Raw genomic sequence first — 25,584 nt, forward strand, 5'->3', positions numbered from 1 at the left:
GACATGGACATCCTGTATCTGCTGATTCCCGTTTCCGTGGTGCTGGTCTTCGCGATCATCGGCGTGTTCTGGTGGGCCTTGCACACGGGCCAGTTCGACAACGTCGAACGTGAGGGTGAGCGCATTCTTAGAGGCGATTGACGTAAGTCAAGGCGTTCACAGGGTTACATGTGGACACTTGAACAGTGGCATTAATGAGGAGTTCTGTATGTCCGTGACAACAAAGACCGGCCAACCGGCGGTCTACAACGACAGCGTCGTCCGCTGGTTCTCCATCGCAGCCGTGATCTACGGCGTGGTGGGCATGCTGGTGGGTGTGATCATCGCGGCCCAGTTGACCTGGCCCGAGTTGAATATGGGGATCGAATGGATCACCTACGGTCGCCTGCGACCGCTACACACGAATGCCGTGATCTTCGCCTTTGGCGGGTCCGTGCTGTTCGCCACGAGTTACTACGTTGTCCAGCGGACATGCCATACACCGCTGTTTTCCAATGCGCTGGGGTGGTTCACCTTCATCGGATGGAACATCGTCATCGTCTCGGCCGTGATCACCTTGCCGCTGGGGCTCACCACCGGCAAGGAGTACGCCGAGCTGGAGTGGCCGATCGACATTCTGATTGCCGTGACGTGGGTGGCGTATGCCATCAACTTCTTCGGCACCGTCGGCATCCGCAAGGTCAAGCACATCTACGTGGCCAACTGGTTCTTCGGCGCCTTCATCATCGCCGTGGCCCTGCTGCACATCGTCAACAGCGCTGAGCTGCCGGTGTCGCTCTTCAAGTCCTACTCGGCCTACGCCGGTGTGCAGGACGCCATGGTGCAATGGTGGTACGGCCACAATGCCGTGGGCTTCTTCCTGACCGCCGCCTTCCTGGGCATGATGTACTACTTCATCCCCAAGCAGGCCGAGCGCCCGGTGTACTCGTACCGCCTGTCGATCGTCCACTTCTGGGCCCTGATCTTCACCTACATGTGGGCGGGTCCCCACCACCTGCACTACACCGCACTGCCCGACTGGGCCCAGTCCGTCGGCATGGTGTTCTCCCTGATCCTGCTGGCTCCCAGCTGGGGCGGCATGATCAACGGCATTATGACTTTGTCGGGTGCCTGGCACAAGCTGCGTGACGACCCCATCCTGCGCTTCCTGATCGTGTCCCTGTCGTTCTACGGCATGTCCACCTTCGAAGGCCCGATGATGTCCATCAAGACCGTCAACGCGCTCTCGCACTACACCGACTGGACCGTCGGCCACGTTCACTCCGGCGCTCTGGGCTGGGTGGGTCTGGTTTCCATGGGTTCGCTGTACTACCTGATCCCGCGCCTGTTCGGCCAGAAGAAGATGTACTCGGTGCCCGCCATCGAACTGCACTTCTGGATCGCGACCATCGGCATCGTGTTGTACATCGCCGCGATGTGGATTGCCGGTGTGATGCAAGGTCTGATGTGGCGCTCGGTCAACCCCGATGGCAGCCTGACCTACACATTCGTCGAATCGGTGAAGGCCACCTTCCCGTTCTATGTGATCCGTCTGGTCGGTGGTCTGCTGTACCTGACCGGCATGATCGTGATGCTGTGGAACGTGGTCATGACCGCGCTCCAGGGCAAGGCGCACAACGCCCCTGTCATGGCCGTCAACCCCGCTCACGCCTGAGGAGAAGAACAACATGGCCAGCAATGAACATCTGTCCGGTCACGCCCGGATCGAAACCAGCAACTTCCTGATGATTGTCCTGATCACCCTCGTGGTGGCCGTGGGCGGTCTGGTGGAAATCGTTCCCCTGTTCTTCCAGAAGTCCACCACCCAGCCGATCGAAGGCCTCAAGCCTTACACCGCGCTGCAAGTGGCTGGTCGCGACGTCTACGTCAAGGAAGGTTGCTACAACTGCCATTCGCAGATGATCCGCCCCTTCCAGGCCGAGACCCTGCGCTATGGTCCTTACTCGGTGGCAGGCGAATACGTCTACGACCACCCCTTCCAGTGGGGTTCGAAGCGCACCGGTCCTGACCTGCACCGCGTGGGTGGCCGCTATAGCGACGAATGGCACCGTGCCCACCTGAACAACCCGCGTGACGTGGTGCCCGAGTCGAACATGCCTGCCTATCCCTGGCTGGCCACGAAGACGGTCGACGCCGCTGGCATCGCTCCCCGCATGAAGGCCCTGCGCACGCTGGGTGCTCCGTACACGGACGAAGAAATCGCCAAGTCCGCCGAAGGCGTCAAGGGCAAGACCGAGCTGGAAGCCCTGATTTCTTACCTGCAGGTGCTGGGTACCGCACGCTCGGCGGCTGTTGCAGCTGCTGCTCAACCCGCTGCAGCCGCTCCCGCTCCCGCCCCGGCTGCTGCCGCACCTGCGGCAGAAGCTGCCGCTCCGGCGGAAGCCAAGCCTGCTGCTCCCGCAGCAGATGGCAAGGCCCAGTAAAAGGTACCGTCATGGACATCAACGATCTTCGCAGCATCGTCACGCTGATCAGCATGCTGACCTTTGTCGGCATCCTGGTCTGGGCCTGGTCCAAACGCAATCAGCGCGACTTTGAAGAGGCGGCCCAGCTGCCCTTCCAGGAAGACTGACTCCCTGCGGCACGAACAAGAGAAATCATCATGAGCGACTTCATCAACGACTTCTGGCATCTGTATGTTGCCGGCATTACGCTCGTCAGCATTCTTGCCTGCGCGGTCCTGCTGTACATCAGCGGCACCACCAAGGCAGCGACCCATGCTGACAACACCACCGGCCACGTCTGGGACGGTGACCTCCGTGAAATGAACAATCCGCTGCCCAAGTGGTGGGTGTACCTGTTCATCATCACGGTGGTGTTTGGCCTGGTTTATGGCGCCCTCTACCCGATGTTCGGCAAGTTCCAGGGTGCCTTGGGCTGGTCGTCGCGCGGTCAACACGCGGCAGAAGTGGAAAAGGTCGAGAAGGCCATTGCACCGATCTACGCAGCCTACAACGGCATGAAGCCCGAGGAAATCGCTGCCGACGCCAAGGCGATCGCCATTGGTGAGCGCCTGTTCATGAACTACTGCGCCCAATGCCATGGTTCTGACGCCCGCGGCTCCAAGAGCTTCCCCAACCTCGCCGATGGCGATTGGCTGGGTGGTTCTGGCCACGAATACATCAAGACCACGGTGACCAATGGCCGTACCGGTGTCATGCCTCCCATGGCTGCCGCTGTCGGTACACCCGAAGATGTGCGCAACGTGGCCAACTATGTGCTGAGCCTGTCTGGCAGCCCCCACGACTCCGTGCGCGCCGCCCAGGGCAAGGCCAAGTTCGGCGCCTGCGCAGCTTGCCACGGTCCCGACGGCAAGGGCATGCAGGCAGTGGGCTCCGCCAACCTGACCGACGGTGTGTGGCTCCACGGCTGGGGCGAAGACGCCATCGTCCGTGCGGTGAACAACGGCTTCACCAACCAGATGCCGGCTCAGGCTTCGAAGCTCAATGCCTCGCAAATCAACGTGCTTGCCGCCTACGTGTGGAGCCTGTCGAACAAGCCGGCTGCCAAGCAATGATGGCCGTCTGCCATTGATTCCCCCGTAGCCAGGTTTCCCGTGCTTTCACCCAGTCCCGACGTTGCTTCAAACTCCGTTCAATCACCCGTGATTCCCATCGTTCCGGACACGCCTCAGGGCGTGCCTGAAGACGATGAGGTGATGGTCTCCCTGTACGCTGCGCGTCAGAAGATCCATCCGAAGGCGGTCTTTGGATTGTTTTCGAAGTGGCGTTGGGCCTTCGTCTGGTTGACCCAGATTGTTTTTTACGGGTTGCCCTGGCTGGAGTGGAATGCCCGACAAGCGGTGCTCTTCGATCTCGATGCGCGCCGCTTTTACATTTTCGGACTGGTCCTCTATCCGCAGGACTTCATCTATCTGACAGGGCTGCTCGTCATCTCGGCACTGGCCCTCTTTTTGTTCACGGCTGTGGCCGGGCGTCTCTGGTGCGGCTACGCCTGTCCCCAGACCGTTTACACCGAGATATTCCTCTGGATCGAGAAGAAGGTGGAGGGCGACCGGTCGGCACGTATTCGCCTTGACGATGAGGCGCTCAACGCGCACAAGTTCGGCAAGAAGTGGCTCAAGCACACACTCTGGGTCCTGTTCTCCCTGTGGACCGGGTTCACCTTCGTCGGCTACTTTGCTCCCATTCGAGAGGTGGCTGCGCTGTCGCTGTCGGCGTCATTGGGCCCCTGGCAGACGTTCTGGATCTTCTTCTACAGCTTTGCCACCTACGGCAACGCCGGATTCCTGCGTGAGCAGGTGTGCAAGTACATGTGTCCTTACGCGCGGTTCCAGAGCGCGATGTTCGACAAGGACACCATGATCGTGACCTACGATCAGGCGCGTGGTGAGCCTCGCGGAGCCCGGTCGAAGAAGGCCGATCCAAAGGCCCTTGGACTGGGAGCCTGCGTCGATTGCACGCTGTGTGTTCAGGTGTGTCCTACCGGCATCGACATCCGCAAAGGTTTGCAGTACGAATGCATCGGATGTGGTGCCTGCATCGATGTGTGTGACGAAGTGATGGACAAGGTGGGCTATCCGCGAGGGCTGGTCAAGTACTCGACCCAGAACGGGATGGCCCAAGGCTGGACGCGCGATCAGATGGTCCGTCATGCGTTCAGGCCTCGGGTGCTGGTGTATTCCGCCATTCTGGGGGCCATCACGCTGGCAGTGTTCGTCAGCCTGTTCCTGCGTACTCCTCTCAAGGTGGATGTGATCCGGGACCGTGGGGCGCTCTCCAGGATGGTGGACCAGGGGCGCATCGAGAACGTGTTCCGGCTCCAGATCATGAATGCGACCGAGTCGACGCAGCACTATTCGATCAGCGTGGACGGTCTTGAGGGCGTGATGATCGCGTCCGAAAGCCAGGCGGAGGTCCTTCCGACGGAAGTTCGCTCGGTCGCGATCCGGGTTCAGACACCTCCGAACGTCGCACCTGCAGGCTCGCACCCCATCCATTTCACCATTCGTTCCCAGGGGCCGGACGTGGCGCAGGTGATCGAGAAGGCCGTTTTCATCGTTCCGCGCTAAACTGAAAGCTCATATCCATGTCATACGCCATGTCTGCCCAACCAACTGCCTCCAACAATTCCACCCGCACTCCATGGTGGAAGGTCCCCCACATGTGGATGGTGGTTGGTGGCCCCCTGGCAGTGGTGGTGGCCAGTGTGGCGACGTTTGTGATCGCCGCCAGTCATCCGGACCCGGTGCTCAACAAGGCGGACTACGAACGCGACCTCGCAGCTGCCCAGAAACTGCAGGGGCAGGCGCGGGTGGATGCGTTGATCACCCTGCAGCCTGCCGGTCAGGCGCGCAATCACGCGGCCTCACCGGTCGTAGGTACCACGGACCCGACGAAATAAGCGCCCCACACACCGGTTGAGGCGTCAAGCGAACAAGGAGACAGTTCATGAAGACTCAACGGTGGATGTGGATAGCGTGGCCCGCCTTCCTGGTGGCGGCGGTGCTGGAAATGATCGTGTTTGCGATGGTCGATCCCGGTGACCTGCACTGGTTCGGAAACCCGCTGGGGCTCTCGCGACAGGCGATCTATACCTTGGCCTTTTTTGTCTTCTGGGGCATCACCATGGCCTCCAGCGCGCTGACCACCTTGTTGGCCATGTCTCCGTTCGAAGTCAACCGCTGCCCGGTGCCCGAGGGGCAACGCCCGGAGGATTGCGCCAGGAATGGCCAGTGTTGTTGACTCAGCCTGTGCAAACAAAAAGCCCCGCTGATGCGGGGCTTTTTCATGTCGGGAGCTTCCTCAGCGGCAGGTCTGTGGATTCACGATCTGCTTGAGCGCGTCGGTGTTCTTGATGTGCACGTAGCGCTGCTTGACCTCGATGATGCCCTCGTCGACGAACTTGGAGAAGGTACGGCTCACCGTTTCGAGCTTCATGCCGAGATAGCTGCCGATTTCTTCGCGTGTCATGCGCAGGATGAGCTCGGACTGCGAAAAACCGCGGGCGTGCAGACGTTGGACCAGATTGAGGAGGAACGCCGCAAGACGTTCTTCCGCCCGCATGCTGCCCAGCAGAAGCATCACGCTGTGGTCACGCACGATTTCCCGGCTCATGATCTTGTGCACATGGTGCTGCAAGGTCGTGAACTCCCGCGAAAGCTCTTCCACCTGGTCAAACGGCATGACGCAGACCTCGGCGTCTTCCAGCGCGATGGCATCACAGGAATGGCGGTCACTGACGATCCCATCCATGCCGATGATTTCACCCGTCATTTGAAAGCCGGTGACCTGGTCACGCCCATCGGCCGTGGTGACACTGGTCTTGAAGAATCCGGATCGGACGGCATAGAGCGAAGTGAACTTGTCCCCGGTGTTGAACAACGCCGATCCCCGCTTGATCCGTCGGCGGGTCGAAATGACGTTGTCGAGTTTGTCCATCTCCTCGGGATTGAGCCCCATGGGCAAGCACAACTCCCGCAGGTTGCAGCTCGAACAAGCCACTTTGATGCTTTGAATATCCATAATTCTTCCGGAATTGTGGCGAAGCTTAACCCATCGCTGGCGCCAGCATCAAGGCGCGGCGGGACAGTGAAAGGGTCACAAGGGAAAACCCGCGGGGCAGAGGGCCGCTTGATCTTGATCAAGGGCCTCTCCAAGGCCTTGCGGCACATTCGTCGCCTGAACTGGAGAACTGTTTGTGAGCCACGCCATTTCCGACGAACTTCTCAAGCGATTTGACATCCCGGGCCCCCGGTACACGTCATATCCGACGGCGGACCGTTTTGTTGAAGCCTTCGCCGAAGCCGACTATATCCAGGCACTGGAGCAGCGCCGGGCGGGCTCCCTGGCTTTGCCGCTGTCGCTGTATGTGCACATTCCCTTCTGCGAATCGGTGTGCTACTACTGCGCCTGCAACAAGGTCATCACCAAACACCACGAGCGCGCCGCCGAATACCTGCGCTACCTCTCGCGCGAGGTTGAACTGCAGGTGCAGCACTTTGGCAGGGGACACAGCGTTTCCCAGCTGCACCTGGGTGGAGGCACGCCCACCTTCCTGTCTGACGCGGAGCTTGAAGATCTGCTGGCCATGATCCGGCGCAACTTCACCCTGGTGCCGGGTGGCGAGTATTCGATCGAGGTGGATCCCCGCACAGTGACAGGGCAGCGTCTGCAGACGCTGGCTCGGCTGGGCTTCAACCGCCTGAGCTTCGGTGTGCAGGACTTTGACCCGGCGGTGCAGAAGGCGGTGCACCGGGTCCAACCGGTGGAGCAGGTGTTCGAGTTGGTCGAAACCGCCCGCAAGATCGGCTTTGAGTCGGTCAACGTCGATCTGATCTACGGGTTGCCGCTGCAAACACCCGAGTCATTCGCGCGCACGTTGGCACAGGTCAACCAGTTGCGGCCGGACCGGATCGCGTTGTATGCCTATGCTCATCTGCCGGCGCGCTTCAAGCCGCAGCGCCGCATCGTGGCGGCAGAGCTGCCCAGCGGGGGAGACAAACTGTCGATGCTTTCGGCTTCGCTGGATGCGATGAGCGAGGCCGGTTATGTGTATGTGGGCATGGACCACTTTGCTTTGCCGACCGACGCCTTGGCGGTGGCCAAGCGCCAGGGCCGTCTGCACCGCAACTTCCAGGGCTACAGCACGCAACCGGATTGCGATCTGATCGCTCTGGGTGTGTCCGCGATCGGACGCATCGGGGCAACCTACAGCCAGAACGCAAAGACGATCGAAGAGTATTACGACGCGCTGGACCAGGGACGGCTGCCGATCGTGCGCGGCCTGGCTTTGACGCGCGACGACCTGCTGCGCCGCTCGGTCATCATGTCGCTGATGTGCCAGGGGCAGTTGCAGTTCGAATCCATCAATCTCGGTCATCTGATCGATTGCAAGACGTACTTCGCCAGAGAACTCGAGGTCCTCGAGGACTATGCCAAACAAGGGCTGGTGCGCATCGATGAGGCAGGGGTGGAGGTGACGGCGACCGGCTGGTATCTGGTGCGGGCCATCGCCATGGTGTTCGACAAGAATCTGCAGGTCGATCAGGATCGCGCGCGGTTCTCGAAGATCATCTGACCGGCGCGGGTTTCGTCCGTCCTGCAGGCATGCCCTGCTAGAGTGCCTGCATGCAAACTTCCATGGCTCTGACAGCCCTATTCATGGGCATCGCCGGTGGACCGCATTGCGTGGCGATGTGCGGTGCTGCCTGTGCCGGCATCAGCCGTGGAGCGGCTGGTGGGCAAAACAGCAACGTGGCATTGCTGACCTTTCAGGCCAGCCGTCTCGTGGGTTATGCGACGTTCGGTGCGTTCGCGGCCGGCTCGGTGCAGGGGCTGGCCTGGCTGGGCACCAACACCGCCGTCATCCGTCCGATCTGGGCGATGTTCCATGTGGCCGCTTTGCTGCTGGGGTTCGTGCTGATCTGGCAGGCGCGCCAGCCTGCCTGGCTGGACGGTCTGGCACAGGGGGTCTGGCGACACACCCGGCCGATGTTGAACCGCCTGGGTAGCCGCGCGCCCGTGGTCCTGGGCGTGGCCTGGGCGCTGATGCCCTGCGGGCTGCTGTATTCGGCCTTGATGGTGGCCTCGCTGTCTGCAAGCGCCGTGCAGGGCGCGATGATCATGGCGCTGTTTTCCGCGGGCACTTCGCTTTCCCTCACCATCGGACCCTGGCTGCTGCTGCGCCTGAAGGGCGACGGCTCGGGCGGTTGGGGAATCCGGCTGGCGGGTCTGGCACTCGCCGCCACCTCAGGCTGGGCACTCTGGATGGGCATCACCAACCCGACAGGGTTATGGTGCGCGTGATCAGGTCGAGCGACTTGGCAGCGTGGCCAGAACCAGTCCCAGCAAGGCCACCGCAAAAGCCACGGTCTGACCCGGAGTCAGTGTCTCGCCCAAGAAGATGACCCCGATGGCTGCGGCGCTGACAGGCAGCATGACGGTGAACACACCAGCGCGCGAAGCAGGAATCGATTTCAGACCGGTCATCCAGAGCCAGACGGTCCACATGCTCGCGGCAAGGGCATAGAAGACCAGCAGCGCCCAGATCGGGGGATCGACGCTCGCGAAATCGAAGTTCCTGGCGGCCCAGATGCCCATCGGAGTCACCAGTACAAAGCCCCACAGGTTGATGATGGCCGAGATGCGCTTGGGGCTCAGACCTTCGGTGAGTCGCTTTCCGATCACCACGTAGGAGGCTTCGCACACCACGGCGGCGAAGACCAGGATGTTGCCCCAGACCTGGCGGGACAGCCCCAGCAGGGCTTCGGGGTCTGCAAGGCTGGAAGGGCCGGCTTTCTGCATCGAGAACAGTCCGATACCCACCGCAGCGCAGGCAATGCCCGCTGCTGTCTGGCGAGTAAGCCGCTCCCTGAGGAAGATCCAGGAAAGTACAGCAACGACAGCGGGAATCGAGGACATGATCACGCCCGCAGAGACTGCGGTGGTGAGCGCCACGCCAAACAGCATGAACACCGAGAACAGGAAGTTTCCGAGAAAGGACTCCAGAAAAAGCAGGCGCTTGGTGTGCGCGGAAAGCGGCAGTTCGTCCTCTGGTTTTTTCAGCCAGAGCGACATGGCCAGTCCCCCGAGGGCAAAACGCATCCAGGCCAGTAGAAAGACAGGAAATGCCGCAACCAATGGTTTAGACAGCGCGACGTAGCTGCCGACCAGCGACATGCTGGCTGCCAGGCAAAGATAGGGCAGGGCGTTCGCCACCACCTTCAGATTCCGATGAGCGAGAGTCATGGGTCGGCATCATGCCGCATCGCAAAACAGTGCTCTGCGGCGTGCACCGATGCACCTTGTCGAATCCCTCCTGCACTGGAGTTCCGATGTCTTTCCATATGGATGAATGTTGATGCCATATTGCGAAAATTCAAAATGGTGCGCCGCAAGAAAATTTCTTGATACAAGAAAATGATTCCTGCATCGTGGAGTCTTTGGCGTAAGTCATTGATATGTAAAGAGAAAAATTATCTCTTATATAAGACATAAGAGCTTTTCAAAGTCTTCTATAAGACTTACATTTATCCCATCGGCACTGCACTTGCATGCGCAGTGCTTCAGACCTCTCATCAACCTCAAGGAGTTAGCACCATGCCCCAATCTCTGAAAGAACAACTGAGCCGCCAGCAGCAGATCGAAGCCCTGGAAAAAGACTGGGCGACCAACCCCCGCTGGAAGCTGGTCAAGCGGGGCTACTCCGCTGCTGACGTGGTGCGCCTGCGCGGCAGCATGCAGCCCGAGTACACGCTGGCCCAACGTGGCGCTGAAAAGCTGTGGGACAAGGTCAACGGCGGCGCCAAGAAGGGCTACGTCAACGCCTTCGGCGCCATCACCGCCGGCCAGGCGATGCAGCAGGCCAAGGCTGGCCTGGAAGCTGTGTACCTGTCGGGCTGGCAGGTGGCCGCCGACGGCAACACCAGCGAAACCATGTACCCCGACCAGTCGCTGTACGCGTACGACTCGGTGCCCACCATGGTCCGCCGCATCAACAACACGTTCAAGCGCGCCGACGAAATCCAGTGGGGCCGTGGCGTGAACCCTGGTGACGAGGGCTTTGTCGACTACTTCCTGCCCATCGTGGCCGATGCAGAAGCAGGGTTCGGCGGCGTGCTGAACGCCTTCGAACTGATGAAGAACATGATCGCCGCTGGCGCTGCCGGCGTGCACTTCGAAGACCAGCTTGCCGCTGTGAAGAAGTGTGGTCACATGGGCGGCAAGGTGCTGGTCCCGACGCAGGAAGCCGTCGAGAAGCTGATCGCCGCGCGCTTCGCCGCCGACGTGATGGGCGTGCCCACCATCGTGCTGGCCCGCACCGACGCCGAAGCCGCCAACCTGATCACCAGCGACCACGACGCCAACGACAAGCCGTTCCTGACCGGTGAGCGTACCCAAGAAGGCTTCTACCGCGTCAAGAACGGTCTGGAGCAAGCCATCAGCCGTGGTGTGGCCTACGCCCCCTACGCCGATCTGGTGTGGTGCGAAACCGGCGTGCCCGACATCGGCTTTGCCCGTGAATTCGCGCAAGCCGTGCACGCCGCCTGCCCGGGCAAGCTCCTGAGCTACAACTGCTCGCCGTCGTTCAACTGGAAGAAGAACCTGGACGACAAGCAGATCGCTTCCTTCCAGGAAGATCTGTCGGCGCTGGGCTACAAGTACCAGTTCATCACGCTGGCTGGCATCCACATCAACTGGTTCAACACCTTCCAGTTCGCGCATTCCTACGCCCGTGGCGAAGGCATGAAGCACTACACCGAGATGGTGCAGGAGCAGGAATTTGCGGCGCGCGAAAAGGGCTACACCTTCGTGTCGCACCAACAGGAAGTCGGCGCCGGTTACTTCGACGATGTGACCACCGTGATCCAGGGTGGCTCTTCCTCCGTGAAGGCCCTGACGGGTTCTACCGAAGAAGAGCAGTTCCACTGATCGTCAGCACGGTCATCGCCGCCGCTGCGCGGCGGTGACTGTGGCCTGCAGACCCCGGCACATCTCGCATGTGGCCGGGGTTTTTTCTGTTCTGCTCCCAGTGATTTGTCGCCAATAACATACATTGACCGCTGCTGCGCGGGGATAGACTCGTCCGGTAGGAGATTTGCCCCTGGTGGCAGGTCGTACCAAACGTTACGAAACAGGAGAGATTCACGTGTTGAGCAAATGGAAATGGGCCTCAGTGCTCGCTTTGGCTTCCTTGGTGTCGGCTTGTGGCGGTGGTGGCGCTCCCACGGCGCGCGGTGCGATTGCGTACAACGCCTCCGCGGGATACGGCTCCATTGTTGTCAGTCACACGTCCCAGCCGGATGCCAACACGGATGCCCTGAAAAAGTGTCCGGTGGGTGGTTGTGCCATTGTTCTTGAGTTTTCTGGCAACGGAACCTGCGGGTCCTTGGTGGTATCGAGCAACGGTGCCTGGGGTGTTGGTAGCGCAGGCTCCAAAGAAGAGGCGGACTCCCGTGCCTCCGAACAGTGCACGAAGCGCGGCGGAGTTGGGTGCCACTTGTACCAGTGGAACGGGTTGATCCTTAACGGTCAACCGATCGTTGGTCAGGACACCATGCAATGCAACTGAGTCTGCTGTGATCCAACGGCCAAGGGCTGTAGGCGAACGCATACAAAAAACGCGGCTTGGCCGCGTTTTTTTGTTGGCGTGCCCATCGTCACTTGCCGGGCGTCTGTGGCATCCACAGTTCCCCATCGTCCGTGTGCGGAGGCATGAAGTTGCGCTCCGGTGTGATCACCTCCAGCACGGTGTTGGAGTCGTCGGCTAGGTAGTCGTACCCGATCGGCTGGTATTTCCGGTCCGGATCCAGGTGGGTGTAAAGCGCCGCCCGCGCTGCGCGTCGCTCGGCAGTGAGCATTTTGAGGTGGTAGAGATTGAAGTCGGTGTTCACCACCTGCACGTCGGGAATCATCTGGTCCCAGGGAGTGTGCAGTGGCCTCGGTTGCGGATGCCATTGCGTCGGCAATCTGAACAGGCGTGTCTGGCGCTTCTGGCCCCATACCCCATCCACTCGGTAGTGCTGGCTGGTGAACATCTCGCGCAAGGCAAACGAATAGGCCATCGATCCGTGGGCTGCGGTCAGTCGTGGCATGGCCTCTGCGAGCCCTGGCTCAAAGCGCTCGTCCGGGTCTACTGCCAGCACCCAGTCAGCGCCGGCCACCTTGGCAGCTTCCAGAAGCCGATGGCGCCGTGCGGGTTCGTCGCTGTAGAACTCGGTGCTGCTCCGGTCATCCCAGGCGACCCATCCGTCGACGAGTGGCCAGATGTTCACCAGAAGGTCCGGGACCAGATGGGCGTCGTACCGGAAACAGAAGACAGCCAGGATCCTTTCCGTCTGGCCAGGCATGCGCGGCCTGTGGTGTATGGAGATCATTGAGATGCGCTCTGCGCGGTGGGTGAAGTCACTGTTCCGGTTCGTGTGCGCGGTCTGCCAGACAAGGCGCCTGCGGCATAGAACGCACCGCCCAACGCGATCAAGGGAAGCGCCACCAAAGTGCTGAAGAAAAATCTGCGCTCCGTCACCCGAACCGAAATGTTCATGGTCGATGCGATGCGACCCAGGATTCCCCACGCGAATGATCGGCGGCCGCGCCCGGCGATGGCCATCCATGCATCCGCAGCGCGCCTTCCCCGTTTGAATTGGTCGCACACAAATCCCCGCAGAGTCGACGGCCCGCGGTGAACCGTCTGAACGGTCGGGCACCAGAACGGGCGTTGGGTGGGGTCCAGCCGCAGGTGGAAATCGGTATCTTCGCCGCCCTCTATGTCCTCGCGAAACGGGCCGTGTTGCTCGAAGAGCCTCCGATCGTAGGACGCTCCATAGCATTGGGCCAGACCGACCGGAACGAGCGGCATGCGTTTGCAGAACAAGGTCAGATGGGCCGCGAGTGCGATCGGATGTCTGGGGCGGTGGCACAGCAAAGCGCTGGCGACAGCGCTGTGTCCCGTTCTGTGCGCCGCGAGCCGTTCACTGACCCACCCTGGTTGGGCCAGGCAGTCCGACGCCAGAAAAGCGACGTAGCGGTGGCTCGTCGCTGCAAGGCCGAGGTTGCGTGCTCCCCCGGGGAATAGCCTGGCCTCTCGCTCGATCACCCGGACTTCGAGGCCGGCTTCCCGCAGCTTGGCCTGGGCGCCACCACCTCCGGAGTTGACCACCACCACGTCGTGGCCATCCTGTTGGACGAGCAGTGAGCGGACAGCGTCGACCAGGGAGTTCGGACTCCGGTAGGAAATGACCACTGTGCAAAGCCCCTCGTCGGTCTTCGCGGTCCGGTCCAGATCTTCGGGAGGTGTCAGTGTCGTGTCCCGATCCAGCAGGGTCAGCGCAACGATGCCGATGCCCAGGCAACGTGCGTCTGAGCCAGTGCCATCGGCGCGCGGCGAGGAAGCATGGGACGTCTCGAACGAGACGAAGACGGCACCACTTTCCCGCAGCGCTTCGCCGATCGGCACGCAACGCCGCTGGAGGCCCTTGGCCGTTGCTGCTTCGTCGATCCAGCGCGCTGCAGGAGCGCCGTTGATGGAGCACAGGGTTTGCCGGGTCCTCATGGAAGGCGACAGGTACGGCATGTACTCGATCTCAAGCCATTGAGGATGGTCCGACGGTGGACGAACAGCCGTGAGCACCGCTTGGTCCTTGGCTGTCCACTGTCCCCAGGGTTCCTGCCCATGAAAGCCGGTCAGTGCAATGCGGGAACGGTCGTTGACACTGGCCGGCTGGTCTGTGGCGAGAGGCATCAGTCCCGTCAGCTCCATGGCGCGCATCGGCGCCTTGAGGGCCGCCTCCCGTCTGCGGGATGTCTGCGTGGCGGAGCACCATTTTTCCATGTGTGCGGCGATGGCTGCATGCGAGGGTGCAGGAGGCTGTTCGCGAAATCGATCGATGCACATCCGATACAACGCCAGGTATCGGTCGACCCAGGGCTCCAGCGAGCAGTCCCGGCGCACCCGCTGGCCGATATTGGTGGCTTCCGCAGCCGAGAAAAGATCGATCTCTGCGAGGAGCGCCTCCTTGGACAAAGGCTGTGCCAAGGCCCTCAGTCCAAAGTTCTGGGCCCGCCATTCGCTATAGCGCGTCGGATTGACGAAACCTGCCAGGCCCCGGTGGTCGCACAACACGACCGGTCGCAGGCATGCCATCGCCTCGATGGCGGTCAGTCCGCTGGCAAACACCAGGTCGTATTCCGGGAACAGTTGCTCGGGGTGCTCGTGAGGGCGCCCGGTTGCTGCTCCGGCCACGTCGAGCTGGATGCCGCGCTCCTGGCACGCAGCTTCGATCGGAGCCAGCTGTGCAGCCCCCTTCAGCATGACCAGAGCCTTTCGCGGGCGTGACGGAGCTGGTGGCCCTGGCAGGTACAGCTGCATGTCGGTGGCGTTTTCCACCAGGCTCAAACGCGATGCATCGATGCCGCTCTCAACTGTCAGGCGGTCGCGGGTTGCATCGCCGACGGCCACGTAGTGAAGGATGTTGTCCAGCAGCGGTGGCTCGTCGTGCCAGGCAGTGAAGTCGTGGCAGACGAAGATGCCGGGTACATGGGGGAACCTGGCGGCTGCGACGCCCGTCTGGATGACATGGTGTCCGTGAATGATGTCCGGATCGGTCCTGATCTGTTCGATCCGTGACAGCACGGGAATGCCCTGAGACCTCAATTCTTCCGCAATGGGTCCCAGGTGCGGGCTATACACCATCGGAAGATGTCCTGCTGCTTTGAGCCCAACCGCCAGATTGCGGGTGACGATTTCGGTACCGCTGCGTCCGTCCAGGCGGATGTTGGTGATGAGAACGCGCAATGCTCGAAACGGCGGAGTCATGATTTGGACCAATGGACCAGCTGGGGAAGGGCGATCACAGTGGGTAAATCAATGTAGCAGGACTTCCCCGATACCGATTCCCGGCACGCTCATGTTTTTTTGAGAAGGGCTGCCGGGGCGACTTTGTTGTGGCTGTCGAGACCGGTTTCGAACTGTGCGAAAATTCGACATCAGCCAATCTCATTTTTCGAGCCAAAGCAGCAGGTTATGACACCGCGAACTACATCGAATCCACTCCTTGGGGTCCTTTGACCCCAGCAGTTCGCGCCTGCCAGTTCGTTTCCACCCTGTTCCCACCAAAGCGCGGCCCCTGCCGCGCTTTTTTGTTTCCGGATCTCGCCCATGCCCAACATCACGCTCCCAGATGGTTCACAGAGACAGTTCCCAGGTCCCGTGACTGTGGCCGAAGTGGCTGCCTCCATCGGCACTGGCCTGGCCAAAGCTGCCCTGGGTGGCAAGGTCGATGGCAAGTTGGTGGACACCAGTTTCCAGATTCTTGACGACGCTTCGCTGGCCATCGTCACCGCCAAGGACGCAGACGGTCTGGAGATGATTCGCCATTCCACGGCCCACTTGCTGGCATACGCAGTCAAGGAGCTTTTTCCCGATGCGCAAGTCACCATCGGTCCGGTGATCGAACACGGGTTCTTCTACGACTTCTCGTACAAGCGCCCGTTCACGCCCGAAGACTTGGCGGCCATCGAAAAGAAAATGTCCGAGCTCGCCAACAAGGACGAGGCGGTGGTGCGCCGCGTATTGCCCAGAGATGAGGCTGTGGCGTATTTCAAGGGGCTGGGAGAGAACTACAAGGCCGAGATCATTGCCAGCATTCCGAGCAATGAAGATGTGTCGCTGTACCGCGAGGGTGCCTTCGAGGACCTGTGTCGCGGTCCGCACGTGCCCAGCACCGGCAAACTCAAGCACTTCAAGCTGATGAAGGTGGCAGGTGCCTACTGGCGCGGCGACCACCGCAACGAGATGCTGCAGCGCATCTACGGTACAGCGTGGGCGAGTAAGGACGAGTTGCAGCAGTACTTGACGATGTTGGAAGAGGCCGAAAAGCGCGATCACCGCAAGCTGGGTCGTGAGCTGGACCTGTTCCACATCGACGAGCACTCTCCAGGCACCGTGTTCTGGCATCCCAAAGGCTGGACGGTGTGGCAGGAAGTGGAGCAGTACATGCGCAAGGTGTACCGCGACAACGGCTACCAGGAGGTCAAGGGTCCGCAGATCCTTGATCAAAGTCTGTGGGAGAAGACTGGCCACTGGGACAAGTACCGGGAGAACATGTTCGTGACTGAGTCGGAAAAGCGCGACTACGCGCTCAAGCCGATGAACTGTCCCGGCCACATCATCATCTTCAAGCAGGGCATCAAGAGCTACCGCGACCTGCCGCTGCGCTTTGGCGAGTTCGGCCAGTGCCACCGCAATGAACCCTCGGGCGGATTGCACGGAATCATGCGGGTTCGCGCCTTCACGCAGGACGATGGCCACATTTTCTGCACCGAAGAACAGATCCAGTCAGAGGTGGTGGCTTTCACGACCCTGCTGCAGAAGGTCTACAAGGACTTCGGCTTCACCGACATCATCTACAAGCTCTCGACCCGCCCGGAAAAACGCATCGGAACCGAAGAGAGTTGGGACCGCGCTGAAGCTGCATTGGCCAATGGCCTGAAGGCTTCGGGTTGCGCATTCGAATACTTGCCGGGCGAGGGGGCCTTCTACGGCCCCAAGATCGAATACACGCTCAAGGACGCGCTGGGCCGGCCGTGGCAGTGCGGCACGATCCAGGTCGACCCCAATTTGCCGGAGCGCCTGGATGCCGAGTTCGTCGGGGAAGATGGGAACCGCCATCGACCCATCATGTTGCACCGCGCCATCGTGGGCAGCCTGGAGCGATTCATCGGGATCCTGATCGAGCAGCACGCTGGTGCGCTCCCCGTTTGGCTGGCTCCCATGCAGGTTTCGGTGCTCAACATCACCGATTCCCAGGCGGATTATGTCCAGGAAGTGGTGAAAACGCTGCAAAAACAAGGGCTTAGAGTCGAATCAGACCTGCGCAACGAGAAAATCACGTATAAAATACGGGAGCACGCGTTGCAAAAGCTGCCTTACATCCTGGTCGTGGGCGACAAGGAAAAAGCCGCTGGTGCCGTGGCTGTGCGGGCACGAGGTAACAAAGACCTCGGTGTCATGTCGCTGGAGGACTTCTCCAAACTGATTGCGACAGACGTTTCCTCCAAAGTGTGATTTTCATCCGCTCCGGAAGGGCCCCTCGGCTGCTGCGCCCCGCGCGTGGACCCCGAGGGGTTTTGTTTTTTCAGCCAGATCTGCCCACGACAAGGAATTCACCATAGCTACCAACTTTCGCGACCGCCGCCAGCGTGAAGAGCGTGCACACCGCCTGAACCGGGAAATCATGGCCCCTGAGGTTCGCCTCAATGGCCCAGAGAACGAGCCCTTGGGCATCGTCAGCCTCCAGGAAGCGTTGCGCATGGCCGGCGAGCTGGATGTGGATCTGGTGGAGATCGCGGCCACGGCCAACCCGCCGGTGTGCCGCCTGATGGACTACGGTAAGTTCAAGTACCAGGAGCAGAAGAAGGCTGCGGAAGCCAAGGCCAAGCAGACGGTCATCGAGATCAAGGAAATCAAGTTCCGTCCCGGCACCGACGACGGCGACTACAACATCAAGATGCGCAACATCCGTCGTTTTCTGGACGACGGTGACAAGTGCAAGATCACACTGCGGTTTCGCGGTCGCGAGATTACCCACCAGGAGCTGGGCCTTGCATTGCTGAACCGGATTCGGGACGACCTTGGTGACACCATCCTGGTCGAGCAGTTCCCGAAGCTGGAAGGGCGCCAGATGATCATGATGATCGCACCCGGACGCAAGAAAGTTGGTGCCACGCCCAAGGGTGAGGCATCGGCAGCTGCGGAGCAGCCGGCGGCCTGATGCCGTCGCACTGAGATAGAGGATTGGAGGGGCAGGGTAGTCGCCTGCCTCCCGAGGCCTGCAGCGAAAGCTGTAGAGCCGAATGAGCGGTCGAAAGGCCGCTCCTAAAAGTGGCTCGGGGCCAGCAAGTCCGCGGAAGGTTCGCGGCGCCTCACGAGCACAAATGAAAAGGAGCATGAAGATGCCCAAAATGAAGACCAAGAGCAGCGCGAAGAAGCGTTTTCGCGTTCGTCCCGGTGGCACCGTCAAACGCGGTCAAGCCTTCAAACGTCACATCCTGACCAAGAAGACCACCAAGAACAAGCGCCATCTGCGTGGTGCGGTGACTGTTCATGAGACCAACATGGGTCACATGGCACAGATGCTGCCCGGCACGGGCATTTGATCAACGACGAACAAGGAGTCACACATGCCTCGCGTCAAACGTGGTGTAACGGCACGCGCCCGTCACAAAAAAGTTCTCGCCCTTGCCAAAGGTTTCCGCGGTCGCCGCGGTAATGTCTTCCGCATCGCCAAACAGGCGGTGATGAAGGCCGGTCAATACGCCTACCGTGACCGCCGCACCAAGAAGCGTGTTTTCCGTCAGCTGTGGATCGCGCGTATCAACGCCGGTGCACGTGCTTGCGGCCTGACGTACAGCCAGTTCGCCAACGGCCTGAAGAAGGCCCAGATCGAAATCGACCGCAAGGTCCTGGCCGATCTGGCCGTCAATGACGTTGCTGCTTTCAACAGCATCGTGGAGCAAGTCAAAGCCAAGCTGGCCGCTTGATTCACGACGGATCCTGGTCGGTCCGCAAGGGGGGCTGACCCGGCTTCCACGTCGCTCAAAGGGGTTGAGGCTTGAGGGTGTTCCCTCGCTGGCTTCAGCCCCTTTTTTGTTTTTACGCACAAGACACCATGAACGAGTTGGACGCACTGGTCGAGAGCGCTCGCGCAGGTTTCGCGCAGGCCGCCACCCCCGCCGATCTTGAGAATGCCAAGGCGCAGTACCTGGGCAAATCGGGCCGCATCACCGAGCTGATGAAAGGCATGGCGGCCTTGCCGGTCGAAGAAAAGAAGACCCGCGGGGCGGCGATCAACGTGGCAAAGCAGGCCATCGAGGCTGCGCTGACCGAACGTCGTCAGGCGTTGGCCGATGCCGAGTTGGAGGCCCAACTCAAGGCTGAGGCGCTGGATGTGAGCCTGCCGGGCCGCCAGCGCGGGCAGGGTGGCTTGCACCCGGTGAGCCTGACGCTGGAGCGCATCGAAGCCATCTTCGGCTCGCAGGGCTTTGAGGTGGCCGAAGGCCCCGAGATCGAGTCCGACTGGTTCAACTTCACCGCACTGAACACGCCTGAGGACCACCCGGCGCGTTCCATGCATGACACCTTCTATGTGGAAGGCGGCAGCGCCAAGGCGCCGAATCTGCTGCGCACCCACACCAGCCCAATGCAGATCCGTCACGCGGTGCAGCACGTCAAGCGCCACCGTGCTGCGCTGGATGCCGGTCAGCCCATGCCCGAGATCCGCGTCATCGCGCCGGGCCGCACCTACCGTGTGGACAGCGACGCCACCCACTCGCCCATGTTCCATCAGTGTGAAGGCCTGTGGATCGGAGAAAACGTGAGCTTCAAGGACCTCAAGGTCGTGTTCACAGACTTCTGCCGCACCTTCTTCGAAAGCGACGATCTGGTGCTGCGATTCCGCCCCAGTTTCTTCCCGTTCACCGAGCCCAGCGCCGAGATCGACATTCAGTTCCAGAGCGGTCCGCTGGCCGGACGCTGGCTGGAAGTGGCCGGTTCAGGCCAGGTGCACCCGAACGTGGTGCGCAACATGGGGCTGGACCCCGAGCGCTACATCGGCTTTGCCTTTGGCATGGGCCCGGACCGCCTGACCATGCTGCGCTATGGCGTGAACGATCTGCGCCTGTTCTTTGACGGCGACATCCGTTTCCTCTCGCAGTTCCGCTGATTCCTCCGGTACGACACGATGCAATTCCCCGAATCCTGGCTGCGTGCCTTCTGCAACCCGTCCCTGACCAGCCAAGAGCTGGCCGACACCTTGACCATGGCTGGTCTGGAGGTCGAAGAACTGCGCCCGTTTGCCCCCGCCTTCACTGGCGTGGTGGTGGGCCAGATCCTGAGTGCCGAGCAACACCCCAACGCCGATCGCCTGCGCGTGTGCCAGGTGGACGTGGGGCAGGGCACTCCACTGAACATCGTCTGCGGTGCACCGAATGCGCGCGCCGGCATCAAGATCCCGTGCGCCACCGTGGGCGCTCTGCTGCCGCCTGGCGAAGACGGCAAGCCGTTTGCCATCAAGCTGGGCAAGCTGCGCGGCGTCGAGAGCCAGGGCATGCTGTGCTCGGCCAAGGAACTGCAGATATCCGAAGAGAGCAACGGCCTTCTGGAGTTGGGCGATGAATCCGTGATCGGTCGGAACATCCGCGAGCAGCTGGGGCTGGACGACATGCTGTTCACGCTCAAGCTCACGCCCAATCTGGCGCACTGCCTGAGCGTCTATGGCATCGCACGTGAGGTCTCCGCCTTGACCGACACGCCGCTGCAGCAACCCGAATTCCCCAAGGCCGCCGTGCAGGTGCAGGACCGCCTGCCGGTGAGCGTGCAAGCGAGCGACCTGTGCGGCCGTTTCAGCGGTCGTGTGGTGCGCGGCGTGAACACCAAGGCCGCGACACCGGCCTGGATGGTCGAGCGCTTGGCGCGTTGTGGCCAGCGCAGCATTTCGCCGCTGGTGGACATCTCCAACTACGTGATGTTCGAGTTGGGCCGCCCCTCCCACATCTTCGATCTCGACAAGATCCATGGCGGCCTGCAGGTGCGCTGGGGCGGCGAGGGCGAGCAGCTCAAGCTGCTCAACGGCAACACCATCACGGTGGATGCCGAGGTCGGGGTGATCGCCGATGACCAGCAGGTCGAATCGCTGGCCGGCATCATGGGCGGTGACGCCACCGCTGTGTCCGACGACACGCAGAACATCTTCATCGAGGCTGCGTTCTGGTGGCCGAAGGCGATTGCCGGCCGTTCGCGCCGCTACAACTTCAGCACCGACGCAGGGCACCGCTTCGAGCGCGGCGTGGATCCGTCCACGACTGTCGAACACGTCGAGCGCATCACGCAACTGGTGCTGGACATCTGCGGTGGCAAGGCTGGCCCGCTGGACGACCAGACCCTGGCGCTGCCTGAAGGCAAGCCGGTCACGCTTCGCGTGGCTCGCGCCAACAAGGTGATCGGTATGCCGGTCACGCAAGAGCAATGCGCTGGAGCTCTGCGCCGCCTCGGCCTGGAGGTGACCGAAGGCGAGGGCACGGTCACTGTGGCACCGCCAGCGTTCCGCTTCGACCTGCAGATCGAGGAAGACCTGATCGAAGAAGTGGCGCGCGTGATCGGCTATGAGCAGTTGCCGACCAACCCGCCCCTGGCGCCCATCACCGCCAAGCTGCGTGCAGAAAACAAGCGAGGTCCGTTTGCAGTGCGCCGGCAGCTTGCCCAGCTGGGCTACCAGGAGACCATCAACTTCAGCTTCGTGGAAGAGCGCTGGGAGCATGAACTGGCGGGCAATGCTGACCCGATCAAGCTGCTGAACCCGATCGCCAGCCAGATGAGCGTGATGCGCTCTTCCCTGCTGGGCAGCCTGATCGCGGTTCTCAAGTTCAACCTGGACCGCAAGGCTGAGCGTGTGCGCCTTTTCGAGCTGGGCCGCGTGTTCCGCAAGGACGCGTCAGTGATGGACAGCGACACCAGCGTGGCTGGTTTCGACCAGCCCATGCGTGTGGCGGGACTGGCCTATGGCGGAGTGGACAGCCTGCAGTGGGGCAGCACCGAACGCAACGTCGACTTTTTCGACATCAAGGGTGATGTGCAGGCGCTGCTGGCGCCCTTGTTGGCGACGTTCAAGCCGGCGGAACATCCGGCCATGCACCCGGGTCGCTGCGCCAGCGTCTGGCTGGGTGATCGCTGCATCGGCCATGTCGGCGAGCTCCACCCCAAGTGGCGCCAGGGCTACGATCTGGCCCAGGCACCGGTGATGTTCGAGCTGGCGCTGGAGGCCGTTCTGCAACGCGAAGTGCCGGTCTTCCAGGCCGTCAGTCGCCATCAGCCGGTCGAGCGCGACATCGCCACCGTGGTCAAGGAGTCTGTGACGCACTCGGCCGTGATGGACGCCATCCGGGCGACGGGCAGTGCGTTGCTGCGTGAGGCCGTGCTGTTCGACGTGTACCGCCCGAAGAAGCTGGCCGACGGCAGCCTGACCGGTGGACTGGCTGCAGATGAAAAGAGTCTGGCAGTGCGACTGACGCTCAGCCGCGACGACGCTACACTGACCGACGAAGAAATCGAGTCGACGGTCAATGCGGTGGTTGCGTCGCTGGATCAACGCCTGGGTGCGCGCTTGCGCTGAGCCCTTTCAATTGGACAAGTTTTGGAGCACCTCCCGATGGAACTGGCGGTTGAAAGTCTGGAAACACCGGCGCTGACCAAGGCACAGCTGGCCGAATTGCTGTTCGACCAGATTGGTCTGAACAAGCGCGAATCCAAAGACATGATCGATGCCTTCTTCGACCTGATCACTGACTGCCTGGTCGAAGGCACAGACGTGAAGATTTCAGGTTTCGGCAACTTCCAGATCCGGACCAAGGCTCCCCGTCCCGGGCGAAACCCGCGCACCGGAGAGCCAGTGGCGATTGAGGCACGCCGGGTGGTCACTTTCCACGCCAGTCCCAAGCTCAAGGAGCAGGTGCAGGCGGCGGCAACGGTGTCTGGCTGAGTAGCCTCGACAGCGTGCGTTCAGCACCCTGAACCCGGCGCCGAAAGGTGCCGGGTTTTTTCATGGTTTCGCGGCAAGGCCAATCACTGAAACTAGTCCAAACGATGCATTTGCAACAGCTTGTACGTTTTTTTGAAGGTCGTGACCCGCTCCGAAGCTTGTTAGAGTAAATTTCAAGGTTCGGTTTCTACCGCTTTGATTTTCATGGAAAAATCGCTCCCCCCGATTCCCGCCAAACGCTACTTCACCATCGGTGAAGTCGGCGAGCTCTGCGGTGTCAAACCGCATGTGCTGCGGTATTGGGAGCAGGAATTCACCCAGCTCCGCCCGATGAAGCGGCGGGGTAACCGACGCTACTACCAGCACCATGAGGTGCTGATGATCCGTCGCATCCGCGAGCTGCTGTACGACCAAGGCTTTACCATCAGCGGTGCGCGCAACAAGCTTCAGGAGCTTGTGCAGGCCGAACGCGACAAGCGCCGTGTGGACGGCGAAGAATTCGGCGAAGTCGGAGATTTCGACGTCGTTGGAGACAGCGACGTCGGAGCCGATGATGCGACCGACAGAGGGCCTGAACAAGCGCCATCCGTCATGCCCGCCACAGCCTGGATAGGCATGCGCCGTGAATTGCTTGAAATACGTGAGCTTCTGAGCTTTCCGGCGTGAAAGCCCCTGTTTGCAGGATATAATATGAGGCTTGTCGGCGTGTAGCGCAGCCTGGTAGCGCACTTGCATGGGGTGCAAGGGGTCGCGAGTTCGAATCCCGCCACGCCGACCATTTATTGCAAAGCCTGTCATCGAAAGATGACGGGCTTTTTGCTTTGGACCATCCCGTTTTTCAACGGAACGCCGCAGCTTTCACGCAATGTCGATCGTGTGGAAGCCGAATGCGCCACGCCGCCGGTCGGCGAAGTAGCACTCCAAAGTTTCCCGCACCGTCCGGAATGCGATCTCGTCCCAGGGGATCTGGTCTTCGGTGAACAGGCGGGCTTCGATGGTTTCGAAGCCAGGGTCGAACTGGTCACTCAAGAGGCGGGCCCGGTAGTACATGTGGACCTGGCCAACGCGCGAGACGTTCATGAGCGTGAACAGCGGCCCCATTTCGACCTTGGCGCCAGCTTCTTCGATCGTTTCCCGGTGCGCGCCTTCCGCCGTGGTTTCGTTCAGTTCCATGAAGCCGGCCGGCAAGGTCCATTTGCCGCGCCGTGGCTCGATGTTGCGCAGGCAGAGCAGCACCTGGGCGCCGTCCTCGCCCCAGGCGGGGACCGTGCCCACCACGTTCAGCGGATTCTCGTAGTGCACCGTGGCGCAGGCCGTGCAGATAGCGCGTGGCTTGGTATCGCCATCGTCGGGGATGCGGTAGACCACGGGAGCGCCACATTGGCGGCAGTGCTGGATCGGGCTGCGGTGCATGGCGTCAGTGTAGGGGCAAAGAAATGGGCTCCCGAGGGAGCCCATTCGGAGTCGGCGACGACAGAAGGGTCAGGCCTTCTTGGCAGGGGCCTTGGCAGGAGTCGCGGCGGTTTTGCCGTGCTTTTCGATCAGCGCGCGGGCGCTTTCCAGCAGTTCCTTGCCGTTGAAGCCGCGCTTGTCCATGTCCTGCATCCACTCGACTTCCACCAGGCGGGCCTTGCGCTTGAACTCCTGGGCTTCTGCCGCGGGAATCGTGTAAATCGTATTGCCCTGCTTGACGGCGGATTCGCGACCGGCGACGTCACCAGCCTGCTGGACTTTGCCCAGCCAGCCAGAGGTCTCGATGCCGGAGTTCTTGTCGATGATGGCCTTCAGGTCCGGCGGCAACGAAGCGTATTTGGCCTTGTTCATCGCCATGATGAAGGTGGTCGTGTACAGGGCGCCACCGGCGGGATCGAACTCGCTGTGGAACTTGGTCAGCTCGTGCACCTTGACCGAAGGAACCACTTCCCAGGGAATGACGCAGCCGCTGATCACGCCCTTCGACAGCGCGTCGGGAATCTGCGGCAGCGGCATGCCGACGGGCGTTGCGCCCAGGTAGCCCAGCATCTTGGTGATCTGGCGGGTCGGGCCGCGGACCTTGGCACCTTGCAGGTCGGCCGCGGTCTTCACCAGCTTGTCTCGCATGTGGAACATGCCGGGGCCGTGCACCTGCAGGGCCAGCGGCTGCACATCCTTGAACTCGTCCTTGGCGACCGTCATGGTGTATTCCCAGAAGGCCTTGGAGGTGGCCTCGGCGTTGTTCATCATGAACGGCAGCTCGAACACCTCGATGCGCGGGAAGCGACCGGCCGTGTTGCCGGGCAGGGTCCAGACGATGTCGACCACGCCGTCTTTGGCCTGGTCATAGAGCTGCGCGGGCGAGCCTCCCAGCTGCATCGCGGGGAAGCCTTCGAACTTGATGCGGCCGTCCGAGTCCTTGGTGACCTTGTCCATCCACGCCTTGTGCATGTTCAGCCAGACGTTGGACTGGGGTGCCATGAAGGTGTGGAACTTGAGGGTCACGCTCTGCTGGGCAAAGCCGACGAGGGCAGGGGCACCGAAGGCAACGGCGGCACCGGACTGGAGCAGGGTTCTGCGCTGGATCATGTTGTTTGGCTCCTGGAAAAAGGGCAGTT

The 25,584-nt window shown here is 61.3% G+C and carries 26 protein-coding genes and 1 tRNA gene; 21 read left to right on the forward strand and 6 right to left on the reverse strand.

Going from position 1 to position 25,584, the window contains the following annotated elements; all coding sequences use genetic code 11:
- Positions 1-3: 3 nt before the first annotated feature.
- The 8 genes from ccoS (at position 4) to ACLIJ1_RS20950 (ending at position 5,705) form a co-directional block, all read left to right on the forward strand.
- The gene (gene ccoS / locus ACLIJ1_RS20915; protein WP_411367486.1) at positions 4-141 is read left to right on the forward strand and encodes a cbb3-type cytochrome oxidase assembly protein CcoS; all 138 of its coding nucleotides are present in this window, start codon (positions 4-6) and stop codon (positions 139-141) included.
- 67 nt (positions 142-208) lie between these two features.
- Positions 209-1,654: a cytochrome-c oxidase, cbb3-type subunit I gene (ccoN, locus tag ACLIJ1_RS20920; RefSeq protein ID WP_411367487.1), complete on the forward strand. Its 1,446-nt coding sequence runs from the start codon at positions 209-211 to the stop codon at positions 1,652-1,654.
- Positions 1,655-1,667: 13 nt separating this feature from the next.
- A complete protein-coding gene (gene ccoO, locus ACLIJ1_RS20925; RefSeq protein WP_411367488.1) occupies positions 1,668-2,423 on the forward strand; it encodes a cytochrome-c oxidase, cbb3-type subunit II in 756 nt (251 codons plus the stop codon).
- A gap of 11 nt (positions 2,424-2,434) precedes the next feature.
- On the forward strand, positions 2,435-2,572 hold the full coding sequence (locus tag ACLIJ1_RS20930; RefSeq protein WP_411367489.1) for a cbb3-type cytochrome oxidase subunit 3: 138 nt from the start codon (positions 2,435-2,437) through the stop codon (positions 2,570-2,572).
- Positions 2,573-2,602: 30 nt separating this feature from the next.
- Positions 2,603-3,517 carry a cytochrome-c oxidase, cbb3-type subunit III gene (gene ccoP / locus ACLIJ1_RS20935; RefSeq protein WP_411367490.1) on the forward strand — a complete coding sequence of 305 codons (915 nt, stop codon included), beginning with the start codon at positions 2,603-2,605 and terminating at the stop codon, positions 3,515-3,517.
- Between the two features lie 141 nt (positions 3,518-3,658).
- Positions 3,659-5,032, forward strand: a complete 1,374-nt coding sequence (gene ccoG, locus ACLIJ1_RS20940; protein ID WP_411367552.1) for a cytochrome c oxidase accessory protein CcoG — start codon at positions 3,659-3,661, stop codon at positions 5,030-5,032.
- Positions 5,033-5,124: 92 nt separating this feature from the next.
- Positions 5,125-5,364, forward strand: a complete 240-nt coding sequence (locus ACLIJ1_RS20945; protein WP_411367491.1) for a hypothetical protein — start codon at positions 5,125-5,127, stop codon at positions 5,362-5,364.
- Positions 5,365-5,411: 47 nt separating this feature from the next.
- Positions 5,412-5,705 (forward strand): hypothetical protein, encoded by a 294-nt coding sequence (locus ACLIJ1_RS20950; RefSeq protein WP_411367492.1) that lies wholly within the window; start codon positions 5,412-5,414, stop codon positions 5,703-5,705.
- 60 nt (positions 5,706-5,765) lie between these two features.
- Here ACLIJ1_RS20950 and fnr read toward each other — a convergent pair whose 3' ends face one another.
- On the reverse strand, positions 5,766-6,485 hold the full coding sequence (gene fnr, locus ACLIJ1_RS20955) for a fumarate/nitrate reduction transcriptional regulator Fnr (protein WP_411367493.1): 720 nt from the start codon (positions 6,483-6,485) through the stop codon (positions 5,766-5,768).
- A 175-nt stretch (positions 6,486-6,660) separates the two neighbouring features.
- On the opposite strand from fnr, the gene hemN reads away from it, so the two are divergent.
- Both hemN and ACLIJ1_RS20965 read left to right on the forward strand, forming a co-directional pair.
- A complete protein-coding gene (gene hemN, locus ACLIJ1_RS20960) occupies positions 6,661-8,040 on the forward strand; it encodes an oxygen-independent coproporphyrinogen III oxidase (RefSeq protein WP_411367494.1) in 1,380 nt (459 codons plus the stop codon).
- A gap of 50 nt (positions 8,041-8,090) precedes the next feature.
- Positions 8,091-8,768, forward strand: coding sequence for a sulfite exporter TauE/SafE family protein (locus ACLIJ1_RS20965; RefSeq protein WP_411367495.1), 678 nt, complete (start codon positions 8,091-8,093; stop codon positions 8,766-8,768).
- Here the strand turns inward: ACLIJ1_RS20965 and ACLIJ1_RS20970 are convergent, their stop codons facing one another.
- Complete coding sequence (locus tag ACLIJ1_RS20970; RefSeq protein WP_411367496.1) at positions 8,769-9,710, reverse strand: DMT family transporter; 942 nt, start codon at positions 9,708-9,710, stop codon at positions 8,769-8,771. It abuts the gene before it with no gap.
- 351 nt (positions 9,711-10,061) lie between these two features.
- Between ACLIJ1_RS20970 and aceA the strand changes: the two genes are divergently transcribed.
- Together aceA and ACLIJ1_RS20980 are read left to right on the forward strand one after the other, a co-directional pair.
- The gene (aceA, locus tag ACLIJ1_RS20975) at positions 10,062-11,393 is read left to right on the forward strand and encodes an isocitrate lyase (RefSeq protein WP_411367497.1); all 1,332 of its coding nucleotides are present in this window, start codon (positions 10,062-10,064) and stop codon (positions 11,391-11,393) included.
- Positions 11,394-11,658: 265 nt separating this feature from the next.
- A complete protein-coding gene (locus ACLIJ1_RS20980) occupies positions 11,659-12,033 on the forward strand; it encodes a DUF4189 domain-containing protein (protein WP_411367553.1) in 375 nt (124 codons plus the stop codon).
- An 88-nt stretch (positions 12,034-12,121) separates the two neighbouring features.
- On the opposite strand, the gene ACLIJ1_RS20985 is transcribed toward ACLIJ1_RS20980, so the two are convergent.
- Positions 12,122-12,736, reverse strand: coding sequence for a hypothetical protein (locus tag ACLIJ1_RS20985; RefSeq protein WP_411367498.1), 615 nt, complete (start codon positions 12,734-12,736; stop codon positions 12,122-12,124).
- Positions 12,737-12,834: 98 nt separating this feature from the next.
- On the reverse strand, positions 12,835-15,276 hold the full coding sequence (locus ACLIJ1_RS20990) for a glycosyltransferase (RefSeq protein ID WP_411367499.1): 2,442 nt from the start codon (positions 15,274-15,276) through the stop codon (positions 12,835-12,837).
- A gap of 342 nt (positions 15,277-15,618) precedes the next feature.
- Between ACLIJ1_RS20990 and thrS the strand changes: the two genes are divergently transcribed.
- The 9 genes from thrS (at position 15,619) to ACLIJ1_RS21035 (ending at position 23,771) form a co-directional block, all read left to right on the forward strand.
- Positions 15,619-17,526 carry a threonine--tRNA ligase gene (gene thrS, locus ACLIJ1_RS20995; RefSeq protein WP_411367500.1) on the forward strand — a complete coding sequence of 636 codons (1,908 nt, stop codon included), beginning with the start codon at positions 15,619-15,621 and terminating at the stop codon, positions 17,524-17,526.
- Positions 17,527-17,629: 103 nt separating this feature from the next.
- Positions 17,630-18,232: a translation initiation factor IF-3 gene (gene infC / locus ACLIJ1_RS21000; protein WP_411367554.1), complete on the forward strand. Its 603-nt coding sequence runs from the start codon at positions 17,630-17,632 to the stop codon at positions 18,230-18,232.
- Between the two features lie 181 nt (positions 18,233-18,413).
- Entirely contained in the window at positions 18,414-18,617 is a 204-nt protein-coding gene (gene rpmI, locus ACLIJ1_RS21005; RefSeq protein ID WP_159596967.1) for a 50S ribosomal protein L35, read from the forward strand.
- 24 nt (positions 18,618-18,641) lie between these two features.
- On the forward strand, positions 18,642-19,001 hold the full coding sequence (gene rplT, locus ACLIJ1_RS21010) for a 50S ribosomal protein L20 (protein WP_066151478.1): 360 nt from the start codon (positions 18,642-18,644) through the stop codon (positions 18,999-19,001).
- A gap of 128 nt (positions 19,002-19,129) precedes the next feature.
- Positions 19,130-20,182: a phenylalanine--tRNA ligase subunit alpha gene (gene pheS / locus ACLIJ1_RS21015; protein ID WP_411367501.1), complete on the forward strand. Its 1,053-nt coding sequence runs from the start codon at positions 19,130-19,132 to the stop codon at positions 20,180-20,182.
- Positions 20,183-20,200: 18 nt separating this feature from the next.
- A complete protein-coding gene (gene pheT / locus ACLIJ1_RS21020) occupies positions 20,201-22,627 on the forward strand; it encodes a phenylalanine--tRNA ligase subunit beta (protein ID WP_411367502.1) in 2,427 nt (808 codons plus the stop codon).
- A gap of 36 nt (positions 22,628-22,663) precedes the next feature.
- Positions 22,664-22,993 (forward strand): integration host factor subunit alpha, encoded by a 330-nt coding sequence (locus tag ACLIJ1_RS21025; protein WP_411367503.1) that lies wholly within the window; start codon positions 22,664-22,666, stop codon positions 22,991-22,993.
- Positions 22,994-23,197: 204 nt separating this feature from the next.
- The gene (locus ACLIJ1_RS21030; RefSeq protein ID WP_411367504.1) at positions 23,198-23,659 is read left to right on the forward strand and encodes a MerR family transcriptional regulator; all 462 of its coding nucleotides are present in this window, start codon (positions 23,198-23,200) and stop codon (positions 23,657-23,659) included.
- Between the two features lie 35 nt (positions 23,660-23,694).
- A tRNA-Pro gene (locus ACLIJ1_RS21035) sits at positions 23,695-23,771 on the forward strand.
- A gap of 80 nt (positions 23,772-23,851) precedes the next feature.
- On the opposite strand, the gene ACLIJ1_RS21040 is transcribed toward ACLIJ1_RS21035, so the two are convergent.
- Together ACLIJ1_RS21040 and ACLIJ1_RS21045 are read right to left on the reverse strand one after the other, a co-directional pair.
- Positions 23,852-24,406: an NUDIX hydrolase gene (locus ACLIJ1_RS21040; RefSeq protein ID WP_411367505.1), complete on the reverse strand. Its 555-nt coding sequence runs from the start codon at positions 24,404-24,406 to the stop codon at positions 23,852-23,854.
- Positions 24,407-24,475: 69 nt separating this feature from the next.
- Positions 24,476-25,555, reverse strand: a complete 1,080-nt coding sequence (locus tag ACLIJ1_RS21045) for a TRAP transporter substrate-binding protein (protein WP_411367506.1) — start codon at positions 25,553-25,555, stop codon at positions 24,476-24,478.
- Between the last annotated feature and the right edge of the window lie 29 nt (positions 25,556-25,584).

Source organism: Hydrogenophaga sp. RWCD_12, from assembly GCF_046604225.1.
GTDB lineage: Bacteria > Pseudomonadota > Gammaproteobacteria > Burkholderiales > Burkholderiaceae_C > Hydrogenophaga.